General features: G+C 34.9%; 24 protein-coding genes. 8 read left to right on the top strand and 16 right to left on the bottom strand.

Annotated elements, in window-relative coordinates:
• The first annotated feature begins 36 nt into the window (after positions 1 to 36).
• The gene (locus tag VCM44_RS09240) at positions 37 to 1,395 is read left to right on the top strand and encodes a hypothetical protein (protein WP_334678623.1); all 1,359 of its coding nucleotides are present in this window, start codon (positions 37 to 39) and stop codon (positions 1,393 to 1,395) included.
• Here VCM44_RS09240 and VCM44_RS09235 read toward each other — a convergent pair.
• The 3 genes from VCM44_RS09235 to bfr form a co-directional block, all read right to left on the bottom strand.
• A complete protein-coding gene (locus tag VCM44_RS09235; protein ID WP_334678622.1) occupies positions 1,392 to 1,832 on the bottom strand; it encodes a hypothetical protein in 441 nt (146 codons plus the stop codon). The genes VCM44_RS09240 and VCM44_RS09235 overlap by 4 nt on opposite strands.
• Position 1,833: 1 nt before the next feature.
• Positions 1,834 to 3,525: a FecR family protein gene (locus VCM44_RS09230; protein ID WP_334678621.1), complete on the bottom strand. Its 1,692-nt coding sequence runs from the start codon at positions 3,523 to 3,525 to the stop codon at positions 1,834 to 1,836.
• 78 nt (positions 3,526 to 3,603) lie between these two features.
• Positions 3,604 to 4,080 (bottom strand): bacterioferritin, encoded by a 477-nt coding sequence (gene bfr, locus VCM44_RS09225; RefSeq protein WP_115362365.1) that lies wholly within the window; start codon positions 4,078 to 4,080, stop codon positions 3,604 to 3,606.
• 133 nt (positions 4,081 to 4,213) lie between these two features.
• Between bfr and VCM44_RS09220 the strand changes: the two genes are divergently transcribed.
• Positions 4,214 to 4,444, top strand: coding sequence for a hypothetical protein (locus VCM44_RS09220; RefSeq protein ID WP_115362368.1), 231 nt, complete (start codon positions 4,214 to 4,216; stop codon positions 4,442 to 4,444).
• 242 nt (positions 4,445 to 4,686) lie between these two features.
• Here VCM44_RS09220 and phnE read toward each other — a convergent pair whose 3' ends face one another.
• Genes phnE through VCM44_RS09205 form a run of 3 tightly spaced genes read right to left on the bottom strand, consistent with a single transcriptional unit; the run spans position 4,687 to position 7,519 of the window.
• The gene (phnE, locus tag VCM44_RS09215) at positions 4,687 to 5,781 is read right to left on the bottom strand and encodes a phosphonate ABC transporter, permease protein PhnE (protein ID WP_199506653.1); all 1,095 of its coding nucleotides are present in this window, start codon (positions 5,779 to 5,781) and stop codon (positions 4,687 to 4,689) included.
• Positions 5,782 to 5,809: 28 nt separating this feature from the next.
• Complete coding sequence (phnC, locus tag VCM44_RS09210) at positions 5,810 to 6,571, bottom strand: phosphonate ABC transporter ATP-binding protein (RefSeq protein ID WP_115362370.1); 762 nt, start codon at positions 6,569 to 6,571, stop codon at positions 5,810 to 5,812.
• 30 nt (positions 6,572 to 6,601) lie between these two features.
• Positions 6,602 to 7,519 carry a phosphate/phosphite/phosphonate ABC transporter substrate-binding protein gene (locus VCM44_RS09205; protein WP_120404731.1) on the bottom strand — a complete coding sequence of 306 codons (918 nt, stop codon included), beginning with the start codon at positions 7,517 to 7,519 and terminating at the stop codon, positions 6,602 to 6,604.
• Positions 7,520 to 7,761: 242 nt separating this feature from the next.
• On the opposite strand from VCM44_RS09205, the gene VCM44_RS09200 reads away from it, so the two are divergent.
• Complete coding sequence (locus tag VCM44_RS09200) at positions 7,762 to 8,100, top strand: hypothetical protein (RefSeq protein WP_334678620.1); 339 nt, start codon at positions 7,762 to 7,764, stop codon at positions 8,098 to 8,100.
• A gap of 23 nt (positions 8,101 to 8,123) precedes the next feature.
• Here VCM44_RS09200 and VCM44_RS09195 read toward each other — a convergent pair whose 3' ends face one another.
• Positions 8,124 to 9,602, bottom strand: coding sequence for a hypothetical protein (locus tag VCM44_RS09195; RefSeq protein WP_334678619.1), 1,479 nt, complete (start codon positions 9,600 to 9,602; stop codon positions 8,124 to 8,126).
• Between VCM44_RS09195 and VCM44_RS09190 the strand changes: the two genes are divergently transcribed.
• The gene (locus VCM44_RS09190; RefSeq protein ID WP_115362377.1) at positions 9,601 to 9,843 is read left to right on the top strand and encodes a hypothetical protein; all 243 of its coding nucleotides are present in this window, start codon (positions 9,601 to 9,603) and stop codon (positions 9,841 to 9,843) included. The genes VCM44_RS09195 and VCM44_RS09190 overlap by 2 nt on opposite strands.
• On the opposite strand, the gene VCM44_RS09185 is transcribed toward VCM44_RS09190, so the two are convergent.
• Positions 9,829 to 10,911 (bottom strand): phosphatase domain-containing protein, encoded by a 1,083-nt coding sequence (locus tag VCM44_RS09185; protein WP_120404734.1) that lies wholly within the window; start codon positions 10,909 to 10,911, stop codon positions 9,829 to 9,831. The two genes, VCM44_RS09190 and VCM44_RS09185, sit on opposite strands and share 15 nt — an antisense overlap.
• Before the next feature lie 55 nt (positions 10,912 to 10,966).
• Here VCM44_RS09185 and VCM44_RS09180 point away from each other — a divergent pair, with 55 nt between their 5' ends.
• Positions 10,967 to 11,671: an MgtC/SapB family protein gene (locus VCM44_RS09180; RefSeq protein WP_115362381.1), complete on the top strand. Its 705-nt coding sequence runs from the start codon at positions 10,967 to 10,969 to the stop codon at positions 11,669 to 11,671.
• Between the two features lie 5 nt (positions 11,672 to 11,676).
• On the opposite strand, the gene VCM44_RS09175 is transcribed toward VCM44_RS09180, so the two are convergent.
• From VCM44_RS09175 to VCM44_RS09165, 3 genes are read right to left on the bottom strand one after another with little or no spacing between them, the layout of a single operon-like run.
• Positions 11,677 to 12,852 carry a hypothetical protein gene (locus VCM44_RS09175; RefSeq protein ID WP_120404735.1) on the bottom strand — a complete coding sequence of 392 codons (1,176 nt, stop codon included), beginning with the start codon at positions 12,850 to 12,852 and terminating at the stop codon, positions 11,677 to 11,679.
• On the bottom strand, positions 12,849 to 13,172 hold the full coding sequence (locus tag VCM44_RS09170; RefSeq protein WP_115362385.1) for a hypothetical protein: 324 nt from the start codon (positions 13,170 to 13,172) through the stop codon (positions 12,849 to 12,851). The genes VCM44_RS09175 and VCM44_RS09170 overlap by 4 nt, the downstream gene beginning before the upstream one ends.
• A complete protein-coding gene (locus VCM44_RS09165) occupies positions 13,150 to 13,455 on the bottom strand; it encodes a hypothetical protein (RefSeq protein ID WP_115362388.1) in 306 nt (101 codons plus the stop codon). The genes VCM44_RS09170 and VCM44_RS09165 overlap by 23 nt, the downstream gene beginning before the upstream one ends.
• A gap of 245 nt (positions 13,456 to 13,700) precedes the next feature.
• Here VCM44_RS09165 and VCM44_RS09160 point away from each other — a divergent pair, with 245 nt between their 5' ends.
• Positions 13,701 to 14,615, top strand: coding sequence for a hypothetical protein (locus VCM44_RS09160; RefSeq protein ID WP_115362390.1), 915 nt, complete (start codon positions 13,701 to 13,703; stop codon positions 14,613 to 14,615).
• Positions 14,616 to 14,648: 33 nt separating this feature from the next.
• Positions 14,649 to 15,521: a hypothetical protein gene (locus tag VCM44_RS09155; protein ID WP_115362392.1), complete on the top strand. Its 873-nt coding sequence runs from the start codon at positions 14,649 to 14,651 to the stop codon at positions 15,519 to 15,521.
• A gap of 10 nt (positions 15,522 to 15,531) precedes the next feature.
• Here VCM44_RS09155 and VCM44_RS09150 read toward each other — a convergent pair whose 3' ends face one another.
• Positions 15,532 to 16,185 carry a hypothetical protein gene (locus VCM44_RS09150; protein ID WP_115362394.1) on the bottom strand — a complete coding sequence of 218 codons (654 nt, stop codon included), beginning with the start codon at positions 16,183 to 16,185 and terminating at the stop codon, positions 15,532 to 15,534.
• A 97-nt stretch (positions 16,186 to 16,282) separates the two neighbouring features.
• Here VCM44_RS09150 and VCM44_RS09145 point away from each other — a divergent pair, with 97 nt between their 5' ends.
• Complete coding sequence (locus tag VCM44_RS09145; protein ID WP_334678618.1) at positions 16,283 to 17,518, top strand: hypothetical protein; 1,236 nt, start codon at positions 16,283 to 16,285, stop codon at positions 17,516 to 17,518.
• On the opposite strand, the gene VCM44_RS09140 is transcribed toward VCM44_RS09145, so the two are convergent.
• From VCM44_RS09140 to VCM44_RS09125, 4 genes are all read right to left on the bottom strand, one after another.
• Positions 17,515 to 18,066: a hypothetical protein gene (locus tag VCM44_RS09140; protein WP_334678617.1), complete on the bottom strand. Its 552-nt coding sequence runs from the start codon at positions 18,064 to 18,066 to the stop codon at positions 17,515 to 17,517. The genes VCM44_RS09145 and VCM44_RS09140 overlap by 4 nt on opposite strands.
• 20 nt (positions 18,067 to 18,086) lie before the next feature.
• On the bottom strand, positions 18,087 to 18,839 hold the full coding sequence (locus VCM44_RS09135) for a slipin family protein (RefSeq protein ID WP_115363724.1): 753 nt from the start codon (positions 18,837 to 18,839) through the stop codon (positions 18,087 to 18,089).
• Positions 18,840 to 19,000: 161 nt separating this feature from the next.
• A complete protein-coding gene (locus VCM44_RS09130; protein ID WP_255509252.1) occupies positions 19,001 to 19,126 on the bottom strand; it encodes a hypothetical protein in 126 nt (41 codons plus the stop codon).
• Between the two features lie 8 nt (positions 19,127 to 19,134).
• Positions 19,135 to 20,463, bottom strand: coding sequence for an NfeD family protein (locus tag VCM44_RS09125; RefSeq protein ID WP_158536884.1), 1,329 nt, complete (start codon positions 20,461 to 20,463; stop codon positions 19,135 to 19,137).
• Between the last annotated feature and the right edge of the window lie 30 nt (positions 20,464 to 20,493).

Here is a 20,493-nt window from a genome sequence, read left to right as displayed (position 1 = left end):
TGTTTAATCGCTTGGCAAATAGTAATATCCGACAAGATGTTTGGTTATTTAGATATTTTAGATTCACAATTTTGGAGTAATATAGGCTTTGCTTTTTTGGCAATGGCCGCCGGTTGTTACTATCTATCTCTAGCAATCACAGGTCTTCATTTAAAACGCATAGGCCAAGGACAGTCAAAACATCGAGTAAAAACTTATCTTATGGCGTTTTCTCAGTCCATAGTATGTTTTTTAGTTTTAGCGAAGTATTTCTTTCCAATATATTCTGATAAGAAAGTTCTTGTTAGCCTACTTCTTTTTACTTTTGGCTGTTTTTCGAAGTTACTTTATTGGAATAATTTAAGTTATTATTTTAAAGAATCTAGTGGCCCTCGTATTTTTTATAAAATAGTGATTTTCTCTGCTATTTTTGTATCAGTTACTCACATCATATTTTATTTTATTGAAGGAGGAGGAAGCTGCTGCTTGGCCCCTAATGTTATCAATGAGACGACTTCAGAGATTTTAAAAATACAGGTTCCTTTCAAAGTAAGTAGTCTTCTTCAAGGTTTTCAAAGTGGTTATATTATTGTCGTTTGGTTGATTTACTTTAGTTTTTTCTATAAAGCCTTAAAGACCAACGACTTGGCAATGAAGATTGGACTAGGACTAAGTGTTGCCAATGTATTCTATACTTTAAGTTATTTTGTTTTTGATTTCCAATATTGGATTCCACTATTTTTCCTCACAGATATTGTAGAATACACAAGACTTCAAAGAGTTGAAATTAATCAAATAAATAATGACTTCAAAGAGCAAAGAGAAAAAGAAGCGAAGCTTCTCCATGATATATCTAATCCTTTACAGCATACTTGGACACGTCTACGAAGGATTATAAAAGACAAGTCAAATCAAAGAAGCTTGGATATTGATAAAGATGTAAACTCACTATATATGGCAACAACTAACGCCATTGATATTCTAAATAAGTATCGACAAGAAGATGAAAACTTCTGTCCCATTTCTTTGGCCATTAGTGACGTCGTAAAGATGTATGATGACGTAAATATTGATTATATTCCACCACAACATGAAGTCGATGTTAATTGCCAGGTCGTAAAGAATACTCTCATCAATCTTATTAAGAATTCAATTGAAGCCTTAGGTGAAGACTTGAAGTGGATTAAAATAGAAGTAAATAACTCCTCTAATGAAGTTCATCTCAAATATATTGATAGTGGATTATATAGTGACTTTAAAAAGCCACAGAATGCTTTTAAATATGGTTATAGTTCTAAAGAGGGATGCGATAGAGGAATTGGTCTGGCATCAGTGAAAGCAGATATTGAAAAGATTGGAGGACGAATTAAATTAGGTCCTTTCCAAGACAATACCTGCTTTGATATCTATCTTTAATTATCGCACTTATCGAGTTCTAAACTAAATGAGCCCGTTGCTAACGAACAAGACGGACAGCTATAGTACATCATTAAATTATCACCTGGGTGAATCGTTAGATTAAGTTCCTGTCCGGCCGTGTAAGCGCCTGCACCTGCAATTGTTCCGTTGATTAGAATATCCCAAGAGGCCGTTGCTCCATCTGTACCAGATTGAAGATTATAATTAATACGTCTTAAACACCAGTAATTATCATTACTAAAAGCTGTAACATCAGCAGTTGAGGGCCCGTATTGTCCATTTATACCAAAGTATGCGCTTCCGTTTAGGCCATCCATTTTAAATGTAAGTTGTGCTGAATTATCATTTTCAAAAAGAAAAACATCTCCATCTACATCAGTTTTAAAGCATGACGTGAGTGAGATTAATGCTGCTAAGATTAGTATGTATTTCATTTTAAAACTCCATTTCATAGTTTACATTTAGATCAAGATTTTTAACTTTAATATCTTGAGCTAGGAATTCTCTATGGATCAGATTAAAGAGTAGAGCTGTCGTAGAAGAAAGTTTTCTTCTTGCTCCAATTTCAAATCCTTTACCTGTATAGACATTAATATTTGGTCTATCAGAGCTTGGCATATAAGATCGATAGTCAATAAGATACGTCCAATTGTCACTATAATCGTATGCAACTCCAAAAGTCATATAAGGAATAAATTGTGTACGTTGATCTAATACTGGAGTTAAGCTTGTTTCGAAACGTCCTGTTAGGAAAAATTCATCTTGTAGATGGTATCCTACTTTAAATCTTAACTCAGAATTTAGACGATAGTAGATATCAGCAGCAAGTTCAGGTGAAATAAAGTCATCATCTTTATTCTCTGGTCTTTGATCATCACGAAACATATAGATTGAATCAACGCCAATCTTATATCGAGCATAAAGACGTTTGTTAAATACTTGTTGATAGTAAACAGCGGCCGTTATTCCTGCACCGACGTAGTTACTTTTGCTGTCGTTATTATCCATTGAGTAATAGCCCATTCGGCGAGCACCCATTCCAAAGCTTGCAGACCACCTATTGTGCATATTTGTTAAATAAGACGTTCTTGAAAGAGGAGTGCCATGATCCACAACTTCGTGACCTTTAACTTCTCTATATTCAATCTTTTCATTAAGTTTTTTCGCTACTTCTTTTGCTTGTTCATCTTTCTCATTTGCAGCAACAAAACCTTTCTTCTCATCTAGCTTTACATTATTGGCCGCAATGAATTGTCCTGTGTTCTTGTCAATATCACCAACTTTTAAAGACTCATCTTTAATTTCAGGAATAAAGATGGCAGAGTCGAGATCCACGATGGCACCATTATTTGGAATCTCATCTACTTTTGTATCCTTACCATAAAGATATGAAACTTGCGTTTCATTTAGTTTTGCTTCTGGAGCTTTTTGAATCTCTTTTGCAGATACTGTCTCAAGTGTTTCGTTTTTCTCTAAGGCAATTAGCTGGTTAGGGTTAACTTTTTGAGCTGGAGTCTCATCGTAGAGGTGATCATAAGTTGTGGATGCGCTACCTTTTTTTACAAGTGTAACATCATCACGATCAAGACTTTCTTTGACTGTTTCTTCGATATCAACTCTTTCTTCGTTGATTTTTTTTACAGCAACTTCACCTTCTAATGTAATAACTGATGTCGCTTTATTTTTTTGACTAGCAACAGTGATAAACTCAGTACCTCGAACACCTAATGCCATTGTTTTCGTCTTTATATAGACTTTATTAAATGCCTTATGTCCTTTTACTTTCTTGTCCTGTGGCCTAATCTTTGCTCTCATCTTACCGTTTAAGAGCTGGATGATACTTCCACTTTTCTTTTCAATCTTTGCAATTTTAATCTTTGTATTTGGGCCAACAGTAATATAACTTCCATCTTCTAAAATTTGGACTTTCACAAAGGAGCGCACTCTTGTAACAATCGAGGTATCTTCTTTGATTAATTGTCCTTTTTTGACCCAAGAAGCTTGAATCGCTCCAGGAGGAAGTTGAGAGACTTTTCCTCTGATAGAGACAACTTTTGCAAATTTAGCGTAACTGTTGAAGTGAACTCCCAATAGGAGAGTTAAGATAAGTAGATAATTAAATTTCATAAAACATCCGTGTTCTTTAAATTGTTTTCATAATTATAAGTAAAAAAACAACGAATGTTTAATGTTTTTTAATATTTCTTAAACGGATTCACTAGCTGTTTGTAGATAATTCTCAATTCCGACTTTTTCAATCAGAGAAAGTTGAGTTTCAAGCCAATCAATATGATCGTTTTCAGTATCTGATAATAGCTCTAAAAGGATATCGCGAGATACGAAGTCACTATATTTCTCACAAAGTGCGATGGCCTCTTTTAGCTTTTTGCTATTAGCAAGCTCATATTCAAGTTCATCACTAATAAGCTTTTTAACGTCACGAGATGGCCTATACGGAAGTCTAGTTCCTAGCTCTGGCATTCCTTCTAAAAAGATAATTCTCTCGATTAGCTTTGTTGCATGAATAGTTTCATCATCTTTTTCATGATCAATTCTTTCATAGAGCTTTGTAAGTCCCATATCTTGGAAGAGACGAGAGTGGAGAAAGTACAGATCAATTGCCGATAGCTCTTGTGTTAGTAACTCATTAAAAATATCGATAACTTCTTGATTTCCTTTCATTTTTTCTCCTTTTTAGTAGCATACACGATTCGTCGAAATTTTAAAATACAATAATATTTGACTCATTTACTAAAGTTAAGAAGTTGAATAACCGATAAAAATAGTACGTGAAAATGTACGTAGGAGGATAATAATGAAAAGAATTTTAGCAATTGTAACTTTGGGAGTTACGCTAGTGTCTTGTGGTAGTTCGCCGAGCAGGGGAGTTGCTTCAGTAGAAGGTAGTTGTGCTCTTCAAAAGCACCCATCAAAGAATCATTATCGTATCTTAATTCATGAAAAGCCCCATAGCCAATATTGGTATACGAAAGGTGATGCCATGAAAATTAAGGACTCTTTTGTAAAGAAAGGAATGTGTGAATAGATTTAAATTTGAATAATTAAAGGAAATTAATATGAAAAAAATTATAACATTAGCAATTCTAGGACTAACTTTAGTATCTTGCAGTAGTACTCCTGATAGAGGACCTTCTTCTAAGAAACAATTCGATTCATATAAATTTCAAGATTCATATGAAAACGTTTATAAAAACGGTAAATATTAACCAATAAAAAAGGCCCTCATTTCGAGGGCCTTTTTCTTATATAAAGCTTTTATTTTAGTTTCTACTTTATAGCCTCACGGATATTAGAAGATAGCCAGTCCATTACCCATACAATCGTTGCAATTACGATTACAAGAAGACCAACTTCATTCCACTTTGCCAGACCTTGGTATTGCATTAGCATAGTACCAATACCACCACCACCAACTAGACCAATTACTGTGGCCATACGAACATTGATGTCCCAACGGTAGATAGTGAATGATAGGTATGGAAGAACGATTTGTGGAACAACACCAAACCAAATAACTTGGATAGGGTGAGCACCTGTTGCCATCATTGCTTCAATTGGCCCATTAGATACGTTTTCAATTTGCTCTGAGTAAAGCTTTGATAGAGATGATACAGAGTGAAGACAAAGTGCCATCATACCAGCAAATGGCCCGATACCAACCCATACAGAGAAGATAATCGCCCATACTAGAGGCTCAATTGAACGTGATACGTTTAAGAAGAAACGTACAATTGTATAAATAGTCATTGTGAAACGTGAACCATTCATTAGGTTTCTTGCTGCAAAGAATGCTAGTAAGAATGCAATTGGTAGCGCTACCGCTGTTGCAATGAAGGCCATGTAGATTGTTTCAATTGCTGCAAATAGTGCTTCTTCAAAAATTGCAAAGTTTGGAGTTAAAAGAGCTGTAAAGATTCTCTTTGCTCCTGTCATTCCCGATTCAGATAAGAATTCGTAAATTGAAATTTGAGAAATATAAATACTAGCAATGAATGTTAAAACTACTGTCGCAATAAGAACGAAAGAAAATGGCTCTTTCATGAAAGGAGTATTCTCATCTCTTTTCATGATACCTGTAATTCCACGTCCTAGTGACATTTTAGTTTTATAAAGGATTGCTGAAATAGCAAAACCGATAGCAAGTGCTATTAGTGGTTGATTCCAAGTAAAGTCTGGGTAACGAAGACCTAAGATTAGCTTCTCCCATACGATTTTCCATGAAACTAGTGCAAGGTATGACCATACTAGGAAGTCGATTACAAATGAATAAAAATTCATTTTCATCTTCCAAGTAGTTTTATCTTCCTTACGCTTTGGTAAGTTATTAACTTGATTGTCTGCAGTTTGAGTTGTCGTTGTCATTATATATTGTCCTATTTAATCAAAGTAATTAGTTAATTGTTACTTCAACGGCATCTTCACCGTAAATTGTTTGGAACCATTCTTCGTTGATATCTAGAGGTTGACCTTCATAGATAAGTTTTCCACCTTTAAGAGCTACAACACGTGAAGCGTACTCTCTTACAAGTGAAAGGAAGTGTAGGTTACAAATTACAGTTACTCCAAGTTCTTCATTTACCTTTTTCAGGTATTGCATAACCGAGTGTGAAGTTGCAGGGTCAAGAGACGCTACAGGCTCATCAGCAAGAAGTACCTTTGGGTTTTGCATAAGTGCACGTGCAATCGCAACACGTTGCTGTTGACCACCTGAAAGGTTGTCTGCTCTTACGTTTTCTTTACCTTCAAGGCCTACGATCTTGATGTAATCTTGTGCTTTTTTCTTATCTTCTTCTGAGTAGATACCAAAAATTGACTTGATAACACCTGTTTTAGATAGAGTTCCTGAAAGAACGTTAGTCATAACAGTTCTTCTTGGGATTAAGTTAAAATGTTGAAAGATCATTCCAATGTTTGAACGCGCTTCTCTCATTGAGGCACCCTTTAACTTTGTAATGTCTTTACCTTCGAAGTTGATTTCTCCACTTGTTACATCGTGAAGACGGTTCATACATCTTAGCATTGTCGATTTACCAGAACCTGATAGACCGATAATTACTAGGAATTCACCTTTATCAACGTTGAAACTTACGTTGTTTAGGGCGTGGCATCCATTTGGATAGACTTTATTAACATTTTTGACTTCTAAAATCATGTTTGTTCTCACTTTATAGATTTTTGTATATTATTTCTTTTGAAGTTGCTCTTCTAAGTTAATATTTAGTGTTTTAATTACGTTTCTTAATCCATCATAATCTGCATCAGTTGTATCAACTAGGCCACCAACACTGTAAATATTTTCGAATACATCCTTACCTTCTGGTGTAGCTATGTATTTTTTTACCGCTGCGATGAATTTATCAGTAACTTCTTGTGGAAGTCCTTTTCTGAATACGAATGGGTCATTTGGGATCTTCTCAGTAATTTGAACGATTTTTACCTTATCTTCAACATCTGGGAATTGAGTTTTTACACGTGAACGTGCATCACGGATTGTTCCGTCTTCAGAAGGTGCTGAGTAGTAAGTTGCACCAGCATCTACTTGTCTTTGGTATACCATTGTTACAACGTTGTCGTGCTTAATTGCAAAAGTTGTATTTCCTGGTTTTACATCATTTTCCATCATAATCTTTAAAGGGAACATATAACCTGAAGTTGACGATGGGTCAGTGTAAGCAAATTTCTTACCTTCTAAGTCTTTAATTGAGTTAATACCACTGTCTACGTGAGCAATGATTTGTCCTTGGTAGTAATCATGTCCATAACGAAGAACTTTAAGCTTTGCACTTGCACCATATTTTTCATTGGCCATTAAATAACCAAATGAGTTCATAACTGCAATGTCAGCTCTCTTTGAACCAAATGATTCAACAACAGAGATATAGTTAGTAGGGATACCTGTCTTAAAGAAGTATCCAGTTTCTTTTTCTAGGAATTTAATGAAGTGAACAGAGTTCGATGCAATTGTGTCTGCGTCTACAGATGGAGTGAAGTAAAGTTTTACAGGATTGTCTTTGCTTCCTAGTTTCATATCTCTTTTACATGAGATACCTGTTGTGATCGCTAGAGCAATACTCATAATAGCAACGATTGTGTGTTTCATTTGTTGTTCTCCTCTATTAAAGCATGTTGCTAATGCATGCATATATAAACGTAATATTTGCGTTCTAAAAAAATCTAACATTTTGAAATTACGCTCTTTTAACATGAATGAGACAGATTTTTAATGTCAACCTAATCACATTTATAATTATCTTTAAAAAGTGAGTAATTACAGTAACTTAATTGCAGTAGTTTTTATAATATTTAAATATTGTTTAAAAGAATTAGGGTTATAATATACGCATGGCATTAAACATCAAAAGACTTGAACGATTGCCACATCCAACAGAGCAGGTAAGCAATGATCAGGTACCTGTTGAAGAGCCAGGTCGTGGTGCTGAAGGGTCTAAAAACTACGAAGACAATATTAACGATAGTAAGCGCTTATCGCTTATTAGAGGCTATGTTGAGGCCATTCACGAAGACCAGAAGAGTCCCAAAAAGAAGTATAAAGACAAGCATAAAGAGACACGTAAGAATATTTTCGAATCAATCTATGAAAAGCATCAACGGGCCAAAGAGAAAGCAAAAGAGAAGAAAAAGAAATTTGCTGATGCTATCAGGCGCTTAAATATCTTGTAATTTTATTTACATTGTAAACAAGCTTACAGGCCAGAGATTGGCCTAAAATCGAGGTGATTAGGCCTAAGAAGAGTCGTTTTCTTTAGTGCCAAGTGCGCTACTTTTCCAAGCTGTGACTCATTAAAAAATATTCTCTTTAGCAGCTTATTTGCTGTTGGTGTTTGCTTCTTAAGATTTGCAAGAATTTGTATTCTTTGAATAAGAATATTTGCTAATTCCTGATGCTCTATAGGAAGACTTGGGTGTATTTTTAAAATATTAGATAATATAAATTGATAGGTTTCAGGATGAGATTCATAGATATATTGGCAAGTGCAAAAGATAAGCTCAAGTTTTGCTATTAACTCTTTATCATTTGAGAAGTTCTTCTTTGAGTGATCAATTGCTAATTGTAAATAATGATAGCATCTTTCTTCATCATTCTCGTTAAAGGCCAGTTGGGCATCATTTAAAAGTCTTTTTAATTTTAGAATTGACTCTAATTTCTTAGTTGGCCTCGAGCCTTTAGAAATTTTTGTTGTATCTTGCGTGAAGACATTTTTCTTAAAGTAGTGATGAATAGAGAGATTTTTTGAATCAAATAGTGTTAAGGCCAAGCTATTTGCATCAAAGCTTAAACAAGCATGACTAATAGGTAGAAAGCTCTTTTGGTATATATTTATATGCCTCTTTAACTCACTCTTACTTTCAAGAGTTTCAAATTCACCACCATCTAAAACCTTTGTATTCTTACCATCTATTTTTACAATTTTATAATTTCCACTTTCATCTTTTAAATGAAATTCCCAATGAAAGACTAATTGTCTTTGCTTTAAAAAATCACAGGCCGACTCAATAGTGTCACAACCTAAGAGAGTGACAAGTGCAAGGTAAGAAGCATTTTCTCCTTCATAGTTTAAAGTAAGGGCCTCTCTTTGAACAAGGCCAATACTTAGGCCTGCTTCATTTATGCCACCATAAGGTGCAAATGGAGATAGAAGGTCTTGTAAAACATAAGCCTGAAGACTTCCTTCACATTTAAAATGAACAAATCGAAGTTTATCAAAGAATGAATCTTGAATAGGAGAGTTGATAAATTCTTTATACTTATCATCTCTTAAATGAAAGTCATCAATCTCATCAAAGATAGCACCAGGATTGTTTAAGAATTCATTCATATAAACAAGGTATAAGGCATTCTCCTGTGAAGTCCCCAGTCCTTGTGCATATTGATTTATAAGTTCATTAAAACTTGATCGATAATAGTCATCTTCTATTAATTCTTTGCTCGACTTTTCGAGTCTTCTTTTGAATAGGAGACTGAAAAACTTGTGTATTGGGGTTTTCAATGCTTTGGGGCCAAAAAATGAACTTTCTTGAATTTGTTTCCAGGCAAGATTTACGTCTTCTTTATCGATTGAAGCTAATTGGTAAATACCATCTGTGACCTCTCCGAAGAGTTCAATGTCCATTAATTCATGGTGGGCATTTTTACGTTTTTGTGAAGTCATAGGAGTATTCATGTCTAATATTTTAAGTTCACTTGTTAATCCTAGCAATCAAACTTTTATTGCCGTATGTGTTGCTCTATCAGGATTAAGAGTTGCTGTTGAGTTAACACGTTTTTCACCTGCAAATTGGCCAATCTCAAAAAAAATATCAAAGGCCTTTGGCCAGGACTTTACAGAGAGGTTCCATCGAGTTGGGCTCTATATTTGTATTGGTCAAATCATTCTTTGGGCACCAGAGCTACTCTTTGCCTAAGTGTCCCTCATATAGGCTAATCTTACCAGAGTAGCTATCAAAAGGGGCCTTGACTCTTAATTCTTTTTCTTGGGCCTTTTTTCGAATGTAGATTTTAATTTCTTTATCTAGGCCATGTTGTTTTACACTATCTTTGATTTGAAAGATTTTATTTAAGAATAGGCCATTTTGCCTTGCCGTTACCTTAAAGTCTTCAACTCGTTTTAATTCATTCCATAATTGACGTGGTTCAACTCTACCGGTTAGTAGCTCAGAAAATGTTAAGTAAATAAGAGGGTCAGACTCAAAATTATCACCCATTAAGACTAATGATGATGGGATATCAGTCATATTTATAATATCTAGTAGATGGCCAAGTTTATAGATACCCTGAGTTTTAATATCTTTTGGTGATAAATCATTTTCTAAAATTGATAGAATTCGACGATAATCTTTTAAGAAAATACCAGCAGTAAAGATCTCATTAGCATATAACCAATCTCTAATTGCTTCTTCGTAGAAGTGTGGAGAGGCCGAGAGGATAAACGGGTGATAGCCATCATTTATATATTCTTTTAAGATTTTTACTGAGTTTTCTAAAGTCGGATAATTTTTAAGAGGACTTGTTAAAGAGTCATAAATCTCACTCGGTTTTGAATACTTGGTTTCAACAAGAGTCTTATCAAAGTCACAAATAATGATCTTTCTATTATCTGTAATTTTTAGTGGTATATATGTTCCTAGCAGTAATTCTAGGCCTGGATATTTTGAAGTTTCATAGATTTCGATCTTTGATATCGATTCTTTGCTATCTTTAGGCAGAGGTATTTTAGCTAAAAGTCCACCATATGAGTCCGTTTCAAGAGTTTTTGTAAATAGCGTTTCGTTATTCTTTCCTAAAACAACTACTTTGATCTCAAATTCATATGCCCTTAGTAGCTTATATGCTTGAATAGGGAAGCGGGCCTCAAACTTCTCGAAGTCTTTATTTACAGAGTATAGATTTTCACTCATTGTGAAGTCAGCTTTAAGATTTAGGTAGTTATTTGTTTGGATGGCCAAAAAATTTACGGCCTTGGCCCTTTTCAACTTATAATTCCTTGTTAAAATAGACTTTACGTTATTTTATTCTAATAGAGGTTATATGTATATTGAATTCCTGGGTGAGCAGCCGGTTTATATTTCCATGGGTATTAAAGTAGTTAGTTCTATTCTTTTAGGTGGATTTATAGGCTATGACCGTGAGCAAAAGATGAAATCGGCCGGAATTAAGACAAATATGCTGATCTGCCTGGGAGCAGCTACATATACTGCCTTAAGTGTTTTAACGATGACAGAGCATATGGGAACCGTAGCGGATCCAAATCGTATGGCCGCTCAGATTGTAAGTGGGATTGGTTTCTTAGGTGCTGGTGCTATTATTCAAGGTCGAGGCAATGTTGTTGGAATGACGACAGCAGCTACCGTTTGGGTTGTTGCCGCCATTGGAATGACAGTTGGTTTTGGATATCCAGTAATTGCCAGCTTAATCTCAATTTCTCTATTTGCAGTCTTAAGATTAATTAATCCACTGTATAAAATTCTCGAATCAGATCGTGCCAAGCAAAACTTCTATATTGAAGTCTTATCAAATGGACGAATTCGCGGTCACGTTAAAGAAATTCTTTACTCAAGAGTTGAAGATATAGAAATTGTGAGCGAAGAGGTTTTAGATGCTGTTTCTGATGAAAGGCTTTTAACTCTAAATGTTCACCTTCATCCGAGATGGATCCCGCAAATTAGACGTGAAATTAAAACTCTTATTCGTGTTAATAAAGTCGAGATTCACCAAAGAGATCACGATCATTAAGAAAATTATCTCTTAGCGATTCGATATGTTAGTAGAGAAGCCTCTTTATCGTACTTACGTGTGACTTCTGTTCCGTCAAGAATATCAGGAACTTTAAATTGCTTTACAAGGCTTTCAGATCTCTTTGATTTAAAAACGTTGTCACCTTCTTCGACACGTTGATCAAACTTACGGTTTTGAGTAACAGTAATATCTCTTTCTTGTGCATTGATATGAATTGTTGATTCCTCATGCTCTGGTACTTCAATAGAGAAATAATAGAATTTCTCATCTGATCTCACTTGAGGAGAAAGCTTAGAGATATTGTAGAATTTATCAGAGGCCTTCTCCGTAATATTGGTCTTTGCCTTTGTATAGTATTCTTTTAGGCTATTAAGCTCTTGGTCGATCTTTTCTTTTAAGCGGCCCATTAACCCATTATGCTCTTTTTGTAGCTCTTTATATCTCTTTTCAAAATTTTCTTGTTTGGATTTTATATTGTCTTTGTGAAAAGCTTCCTGACTTATCACTTCATTTTTTTGAAAAGCGTCTGTCTGAGACATCTTGTGAAAGTGATCACTTCTTAATTTACTAAACTCACGCCTTTGATCTTTTTCAAGTTGATGAATTTCGTTCTTATTTTCTTTAGATAGGCTTTCAAGTCTTTGATCGTATTTCTTATTGATACCCATAATGAAGTTATCATTTCTGACTTCGATTTCGTTTGCACGATTTTTTGCTTTTGCAGTTTCTTCAATGATAAAGTCTTCATTGTCATATTTTATCTTTTTGGCCAATTCATTTACATTTTGTGATGTATCCTCGAGCTCTTCTTGACCTCTTTGATGTACATATTCCATTTGTTCTTGGTAATTGTCTCTAATAGCATCAATATTGGCGTCAAATTGGGCCTTGTTGAATTTTTCTTGCTTATTAAATTGTTGTGTCGTCTTATCTAGACTCTCTTTTATATTATTAAGACGATTTTCTTTTTGGCCAAGTGACTCGATAATAGCAACTTGGTTTTGATCTCGTACGGCATCGAGTTTTTCTTCACCAATTATACGTTGATCCTGAACTTGTTTATTGTAATTCTTTTTTATATTTTCTATCTCAAGCTTCTTTTGCTTGATGACGCGATCCCTTTGGTCTTTAAGACGTAGGTTGGCCTTTGTGAATTGGGTAGAGTCTTCTAACTTCATAAGTTTTGAGCACCTGGCCTTTCTTGTTCAGCACTTTCCAAAATTGGCGCTGTTAGTGCAAGTGGTGACTTACATGGCATCTTGTTACCAGTATGTCCCTTACACATCCATGTTTTTAATAAGTTTACACGAATTGAACGATTTCCGCCGTTATATTTTACATATGAATTTGGATCAAGAGTTGAAGTGACGATAACACTTGCTGGCCCTTGAGGCTGTAGGCGTGAAGAAACCATATACTGATAGACTCGATATTCTGCTTGAATACTGAGAGTTAGCAGTGATGCGAGAAGAATTTTATTGAAGCTGCGGATTAGCATCTAAAATCTTTCCTTCCACCATTTCCATCAGTGCACGAGCAACAATGTACTTATCCATTTCCTCAAAAGATGAAAATAGAACTCTTTGTTTCTCTAGGTTATTATGAGTTGAAATCTTCTTGAGAAGACTTTTAGCTTTAAGGCGCTGTGCCTTTGTCATTCTTACTTCTTCGAAACGCTCCTGAATTGAAATGTCCTCGAATAATGGGTAATAACCATTTGCCCCAAAATCGATTAACCTTTTAATTGAATCATAGCGTTTTAAAAATCCTAATTCGATCAACTCATCCTCCTTAATTCGTCTCCATTATTTTATAAACTTTAGGGCCAAGATGGCAGACGGAATACATTTCCAGAAGCCTCGCAGCAATTTTAGGTTTTTTCGAACAGGATCTGAGTAACTTATTGTATTTATAGAATAGTTGAGTCGCTAGGTAAGATATGCGGCCATTGTATTTAAGAAATAATAAAGATAAAATTAAGAGAATGCCATGATGGCAAAACTAAAATACAAGGAATGTTATCAAAATGAACGGATTAAAATCTATTGCTGCAATTTCATTTTTATCATTAACTTTAAATGCCAACGCTTTAGTTGATTATTCTGGTGGCTCAAGTGCTACTAAGTATGATCCAACGACAACAAGTCCAGCTCCTGTGGTTAGACAATCAAGAGCTAAGACTTCTGCTCCTGCTAGTTCTGGATTTGATTGGGGATTTCTTCCACAGGCCGTGGATTTTTCTCTAGGCTATACATCAGCAAAAGCCTTTTATACTGATGAGAATATAAATATGCTTAATATGAAGATCAAGGGAACTTTTTCTCATGGTATCTTTGTTGAGCTTGGAATGAATGGTGCTCAGTCTCTTGAGACATCTGAATATGAACAAGGTAATTCTAGCGCTAAACTTGGCTTTAATTGGCTTGATATTGGAAACGATTATAATAAGTTAATTTTTGATATCTTTGTCGGTACTAATTTTAGTGGCAAGAGTGAATTTTCAACTAAGAGAAGTGATCGCTTTGTGGGTGTGACGACTGAGAAGAGATTTGGTGCGGCGGCCTTGGGCCTGACATATGAACGTACTTTTACTGAAGGTCTCGTTGATGATGAAGAAATGAGCATTGGTGATATTAGTCAATGGAGTGCAGACTTAGGAATAATGGTTTCTTCAGAAATTCAATTTCTCTTAACTTATGGTGAGGTTAAAGTCGGTGCTAGTGATTTCTTAAGTGCCAATTACCTTTCTAGTGATTTAAAATATAGTTATATTAAACCTCAAATGTTTTTAAAGATGGCCAACGCCGTTCGCTTAAACCTTGGGGCAGTTTTTCAAGCTTCTCGCCCAGATTCATCTTTAATGAGCTCATCACTAAAGATTTGGGGACTGCCAGCAGCTTATGGGAATACATTATTTGCTGGCCTAAATATTGCGATCTAAATAGATCATAAAAAAATAACGAAGGATTGATCATTGTTAATATCAGATAATATTTACTACTGTAAGAACTGTAAGAAAGTCGTCAAGGATATCGAGGATCTACTCTTTGTAGAAGACGGTTCTAGTTTAAGCTTTTGCAGTGAAGTCTGTATTGAAAAATTCTATTCTCCGTTAATCGATTACTTTACGGGAAAAATTGATAAGAAAAGAAAAGATCTAAATATTGAAGAAGAGGCCTGTTTATCATTATTAGATAATCCAACATATGTGGATAGAGTTCTTCATCGTCCAGATGAAATATGGCGCCTTGAAAATGATCTAAAAGAAGAGATTTTTAGCTTTATTTCTAAAGTAGAGTTTGAAGGTGAAGAGGCTTATCTTGTGGCCTTGTGCTTTGTTTTTGATCATACTCCTTCATTTGTTCTGGCCTTAACGGCCTCATCTAATGAATACTTCATTCAAAACTTTCAAATAGGTGAAGAAGTCGATTCTTTAGAAGATTATCATCAGAAAGAGCTTCCTGGAGAGTCATTAATTGATAATGACGATATGGAAGAAATTGAATTAAAAAAATCAAAGCTTTTGGCAGAGATGATGACTCAAAGAAAAGAGTTCGATATTCCTTTTGAAGACTTTGCTCTTTATATGGAATATTTACAAAAGACAGTTGAAAGTTATGATGAACTCTATGAGTTTGATGATGAAGATGGAGATCAGGCACTGGCCTATTTTAAGGCTTTTGAGCGCTCTGGAGTAAGCTTCTTTTATATTGCACTTTGTATGAGACTTGAAAAAGAAGATCAGACACTGATCATTCCAGTGCTTTCATTTCCAACAATTGATGGGGATTTGTCTAATGCGTATAAGCAAGGCAAGCTTCTTGATGGAAATAAGCTTGCCCATTAAATTCTAATTATTAAAAAGATTTGTAGTAGTACTCACCAAGCTGCTTAAAGGCGTCACAATAAGTTCGATCATTATAGAGATCGATATTAATTGAACACATAAAATAAGCATCATAAGAAATTAGCTCACGATCAAAAGGTGAAGGGAAGTCATAAGTTTTCTCCTTCATGATCATAACACTATTGATTCTAAAGTTCTGGTAGCGACCGTAGTCTCGGTTTTTAGATAGGACAAATTTTGAGATTGTTCCGGAACTACTAATATACTTACATTGAGCTGCTCCAAGGAAAATAGCATTTCCTGAAACTTCTGAAGTAGGGATAACACAGACACGTGAATTTGAGTCTGGGTTCTTAACTTGTATGTAAATATTTGTTTCATTAGTTCTAGACTGACATACCGTACTTGGGCCGAGGTGTTGATTATTTGAGTTTTCAAAGCCTGTCTGGCCGTCTAGGGACCATTTACAATGAGCAATTTCACTTGGGATATTTGCTCCGTTGTTTGAGCTTGATGAAGAGTCATCAATATCAATTGTTCCGCCTGTCGAATTTGAAGTGCTCCCTGTTGCCGCTGTGCCATTGTCATAGATTGAGCGTGTCTCTCGTGGTGCTACACAAGAGGTTAGAGCTAAAACTGTTGTGATAAAAATAAAGTTTTTCATTTATTACTCCGTATTCTTACAGTCTTCTTATCGGCAAATCTGAAAAAATATTAATTTTTCATGTAGTTTCTTATCTTTTTAGCCGATAAGTTGATTGATGAAGAAGATTATTTTCACCTTCACCATTTTTGGCCTTGTAATTTTGAGTGCTTATCTCGTTATTACAATGCCTTACCGTTTCTATTATACCTTCCAGAGTGAAGGGGTACAATCGGATTACTTTATTGCCACTGATAGACGCAATATTCTTTATTCAGGTCTGCTTCCTTCTGAAATTAAACGTGGAAAGACTGTGTTTTGGAAGAAGATACACTTCTCTAATTACTCTTTTGATGTACCTTTTCAAGATGTTACGTTTCAGGTTTTTCCTAGACCTAAGATTATAAAAGGTAGAACTTATCCATACTTTGATATTCTTGACCATAAAGGTTTGTTAGTAGCATCAGTTTCTGGCTTTCAGGTCTCAAAGTTCAATCCATCTATTCCAATAGATGAAATATTCAACTTACCAATTATTACTCAATTCATTAAGCCTGCGACCAATCAACAAGTTTGGTTAGATATGCTTAATTTAAATATTAAAATTAAAAATTATAATCTCTATAGTTATAAAGATGTAAAAAGCCTTTTAGAAGATTATCCAATTTCTAAATTAGGTTATTATCTTTATATTTATAAGCTTAGGCAGAAATACTTTGCACATAATGCAAAACGAATTGTTCAAAATGGCCCATTTCATATTATCGAAGAGTATAAAAAGGATGATTTAAAAGGTCTTGCTCGCAGCTACTTCTATGAAAAGGGAAGGCTTTATCAATTTGATATTCACTACAATGAAAAACATCCAGATCATAATGTTGTTAAAGATAAAATGATGAAGAATTTAAAGCTTGAACTCTCAAGAGATCAAGAAAGTTCTCTAGCAATGTATAATGAATTTAGAAAGTTAAAGTATCAAAAGCGCTTTGATTATCAAGGTATGCTACTAATTTATTCCGCGTGGTCACATGAGCTTGAAAATCAATCATTTTATAAAGAGATGATCTATTATTTAGAAAAAGGTGATTATAAAACATCTCAACTTTTTGGTTTATATGATTTTGCCAAACAAAAATACGGTAAGACTTTCTCTGGCCGTGATGAGATCTTAAAGAATGACCTTAAGTCAAAGATAGAGATGGAAAAGGCCCAAGAGCTGAAAAAACAAGAGCGAGATCTTGCTGATTATAATATTGATGGCGAGACTGAGTTTAAGGATGAAGACTCAAAAATTGATTACATCTTAAAAAATGTCGATGTCAAAGAGGACAAAGACGATCTCACTGAATACTAAACTAAATCAACAAAACTTTCTGGATGATGAAAATTCGGCTTCGAATCAGGGTGCTTATTTGAGTAGTATAGTGTCTGATTTTCACTTGTTTTTATTACACACGTAGGAGTTACTTTTATATTTGCTAGGTCCTCAAATTGATGGCCGAGAACTTTTAGTGGAAAACGACAGTCTAGATTAAATGAATTATCATGATGATCTATGTTAATATTATCAATATCGATCTCTTCATATTCTGTTAGTTCCGATCGGTACGAGTTAAAGACAAAACAATTCCAACTTGAGTCTGTTCCAAAGTTAAATTCGTAGTACTCACCATCTAACTTATTTAAGATAAAGAATTCAAAACAAGTTTGAGTCCAAAGGCCAATAACACGATTACATTTTTCATTATTCTTACTGAAGTAGACAGTGTCGATATTACCTTTCATCGTAAAATGAAAGTACATATAATCTTCAACGACCTTAACCTCTGCCAGAAGCCTAAGCTCTGGTAGGTTAGGGTCGCCTTGATTAAAGGGTATTAGCTCAAATTGTTTTGAAATCATTTTTTATATCTTGGTTGCTCTTACTTATTATTACCCATAATATTCGTTAGGAAGTCTACTGGTAAAGGGAAGAACGTCGTTGATTTTCCTTCTCCACTTGAGATTTCCTTCATTGTATCAAGGTAGCGTAGTGTTATTGCATTAGGGCTTTCATTTAAAACCTTAGCTGCTTCTGATAGCTTAAGTGCCGCATCAAATTCACCTTGAGCAGAAATTACTTTTGCTCTTTTATCACGTTCAGCTTCGGCCTGTTTTGCCATCGCTCTTTGCATCTCTATTGGTAAGTCAATGGCCTTAACTTCAACAGTTGATACCTTGATTCCCCATGGCTCAGTATGCTCATCTAAAATAGATTGAAGACGTGCATTGATTTGATCTCGCATAGAAAGAATTTCATCAAGTTCAAATTGTCCAATTACTGATCGAAGTGTCGTTTGTGCAATTTGCGCAGTTGCTGCTAAGTAATTTTCTACTGCAACGACTGACTTTTCGGGATCTTCTACACGAAAGTAGACAACTCCATTTACTTTAAGAGTTACGTTATCCTTAGAGATAATATCTTGTGATGGAATATCCATCGTTACTGTACGTAAATCGACTTTATGCATTTTTTCAAGCCCTGGGATTAGCAGGATAAGTCCAGGCCCGCGAACTGCTGTAAAGCGTCCTAGAAAGAAGATAACCCCACGTTCATATTCCTTAAGGATCTTGATCGTATTAAATAATAATATTAGTAATAAAATGACAAATGGTAGAAAAGGGGCGATGTGCATCATATAGATCCTCCGTGAATTGACAAAAACTTTACAATTAGATGACTCTTAAAAAATAGCTAAAGCTATTATATATTCAAGAACTAAGGGGTGATTAACAAAAACTCTCTCTTCCTTGTCAAAATCAATCGTCCCTCAACGATACCCCTTAGTTTTTTTTCTTATAACCAAAAAAACTTTCTAATCTCTCTTCTTACCCAGTTAATATCGCTCTTTGTTGGCAGATCATTTGTACTCATTGACATCATTAAGCTTATTAATTGGCGAAAAGACTTTCTTTGACTCATATTAAACCTCATATATTTATTAGTAATTTTACATTATCTTTCTTTATAATGGTAACTTTATCTCCAACCTTTAGCTGAGACATATCTCCATTGGCCGTCAGTTGCCAAAGCTCCCCATTAAATTGAGTGTAATACTTATCGCCATCAATTGCACTGATGGCAACAGTGCTTCCTGAATAAGGATCATCAGGCTCTGAGAATATACGTTTACGTGACTTATAGAAAATATAAGCAATCAGTCCAATAAAGGATAAGATAGCACCAATGCTAGAAAATAGCACTGTCGCTGATATTTGTAAGTAAGACTCTTCTGTTTGAAAAAGATAGAGTGAGCCAATAATTAAACTCGCAATTCCCGCTATGGTAAGAATACCAAAACTGGTGATATAAATTTCAAGAATAAAAAGAACGAATGAAGCGATAACAAGTAGAAGTGCTCCAACATTTAATGATAGAACTCCAAAAGAAATACCGGCCACTAGTATTAAAACAGCACCAACACTTCCTGCAATAAAGCCGCCTGGTGCTTGAAACTCAAGATAAATTAAAGCAGCACCTATTAAGAAGAGAATATAGGCCATATCGGGTGAAGCAAAGAAGGCCATTACTTTTTGTCCGATGGTTTTTTCAAAAGTTACAACAACGTGATTGCTTTCAACGCTAATTTTATATTTCTCATGATGCTTTTGATATTCTTTGCCGTTAATAAGTTCGATTAAACCATCTTCACCCTGGATTTTATCGACGATTCCATTGTGAGCATTTTCTTCTAAAGCTTCTTGGGCCGTAAGGCTAGTTGCTTCAGTTATCATTTTTGTGTAAATCTTTGGATTCTTTCCTGTTCCATCTGCTTGCGATTTAACAAGGGCAACAAGATCGTTGATAATCTTGTTTTTCATATCTCCCTCTTTAATATCTGAGGAACCTGAAATTGGTGTTGCTGCTCCAATTCGTGTGCCGTCGGCCATATATAAAGTAGGGATACTACTTGAAATAATTGCACCAGCACTTGTGGCGGATGCTGAAGATGGGCCAATCCATCCGATAACGAGATTTTCACTATTGGCGATCAAGTGCATAATGTCTTTAGTAATACTAACCAGTCCACCTGGTGTATTCATTTTTATTAGAAGAGCTGAGCCTGGCTCATTCTTTATTGATTCTTGTGCTTTCTTTAGATGATTTAGAGTCACCGGTGTGATGGCCTCATTTACTTCTACTATCAGAAATTTATTGATTTTATATTCTTTTGTTTGAGCAACTGCATCGTTACCAAAAAAGTGCATTGATAAAAATGTAATGATTGTTACAAAACTTGTAATGATAGTATTTCTCATATATCTTGACCTGCTTATTTTAGAAGGAGA

It is taken from the genome of Halobacteriovorax sp. DPLXC-1 (assembly GCF_036903125.1).
GTDB lineage: Bacteria > Bdellovibrionota > Bacteriovoracia > Bacteriovoracales > Bacteriovoracaceae > Halobacteriovorax_A > Halobacteriovorax_A vibrionivorans.
The sequence above is the reverse complement of the archived record's forward strand: the minus strand, read 5'-3'. Positions and strand labels throughout refer to the sequence as shown.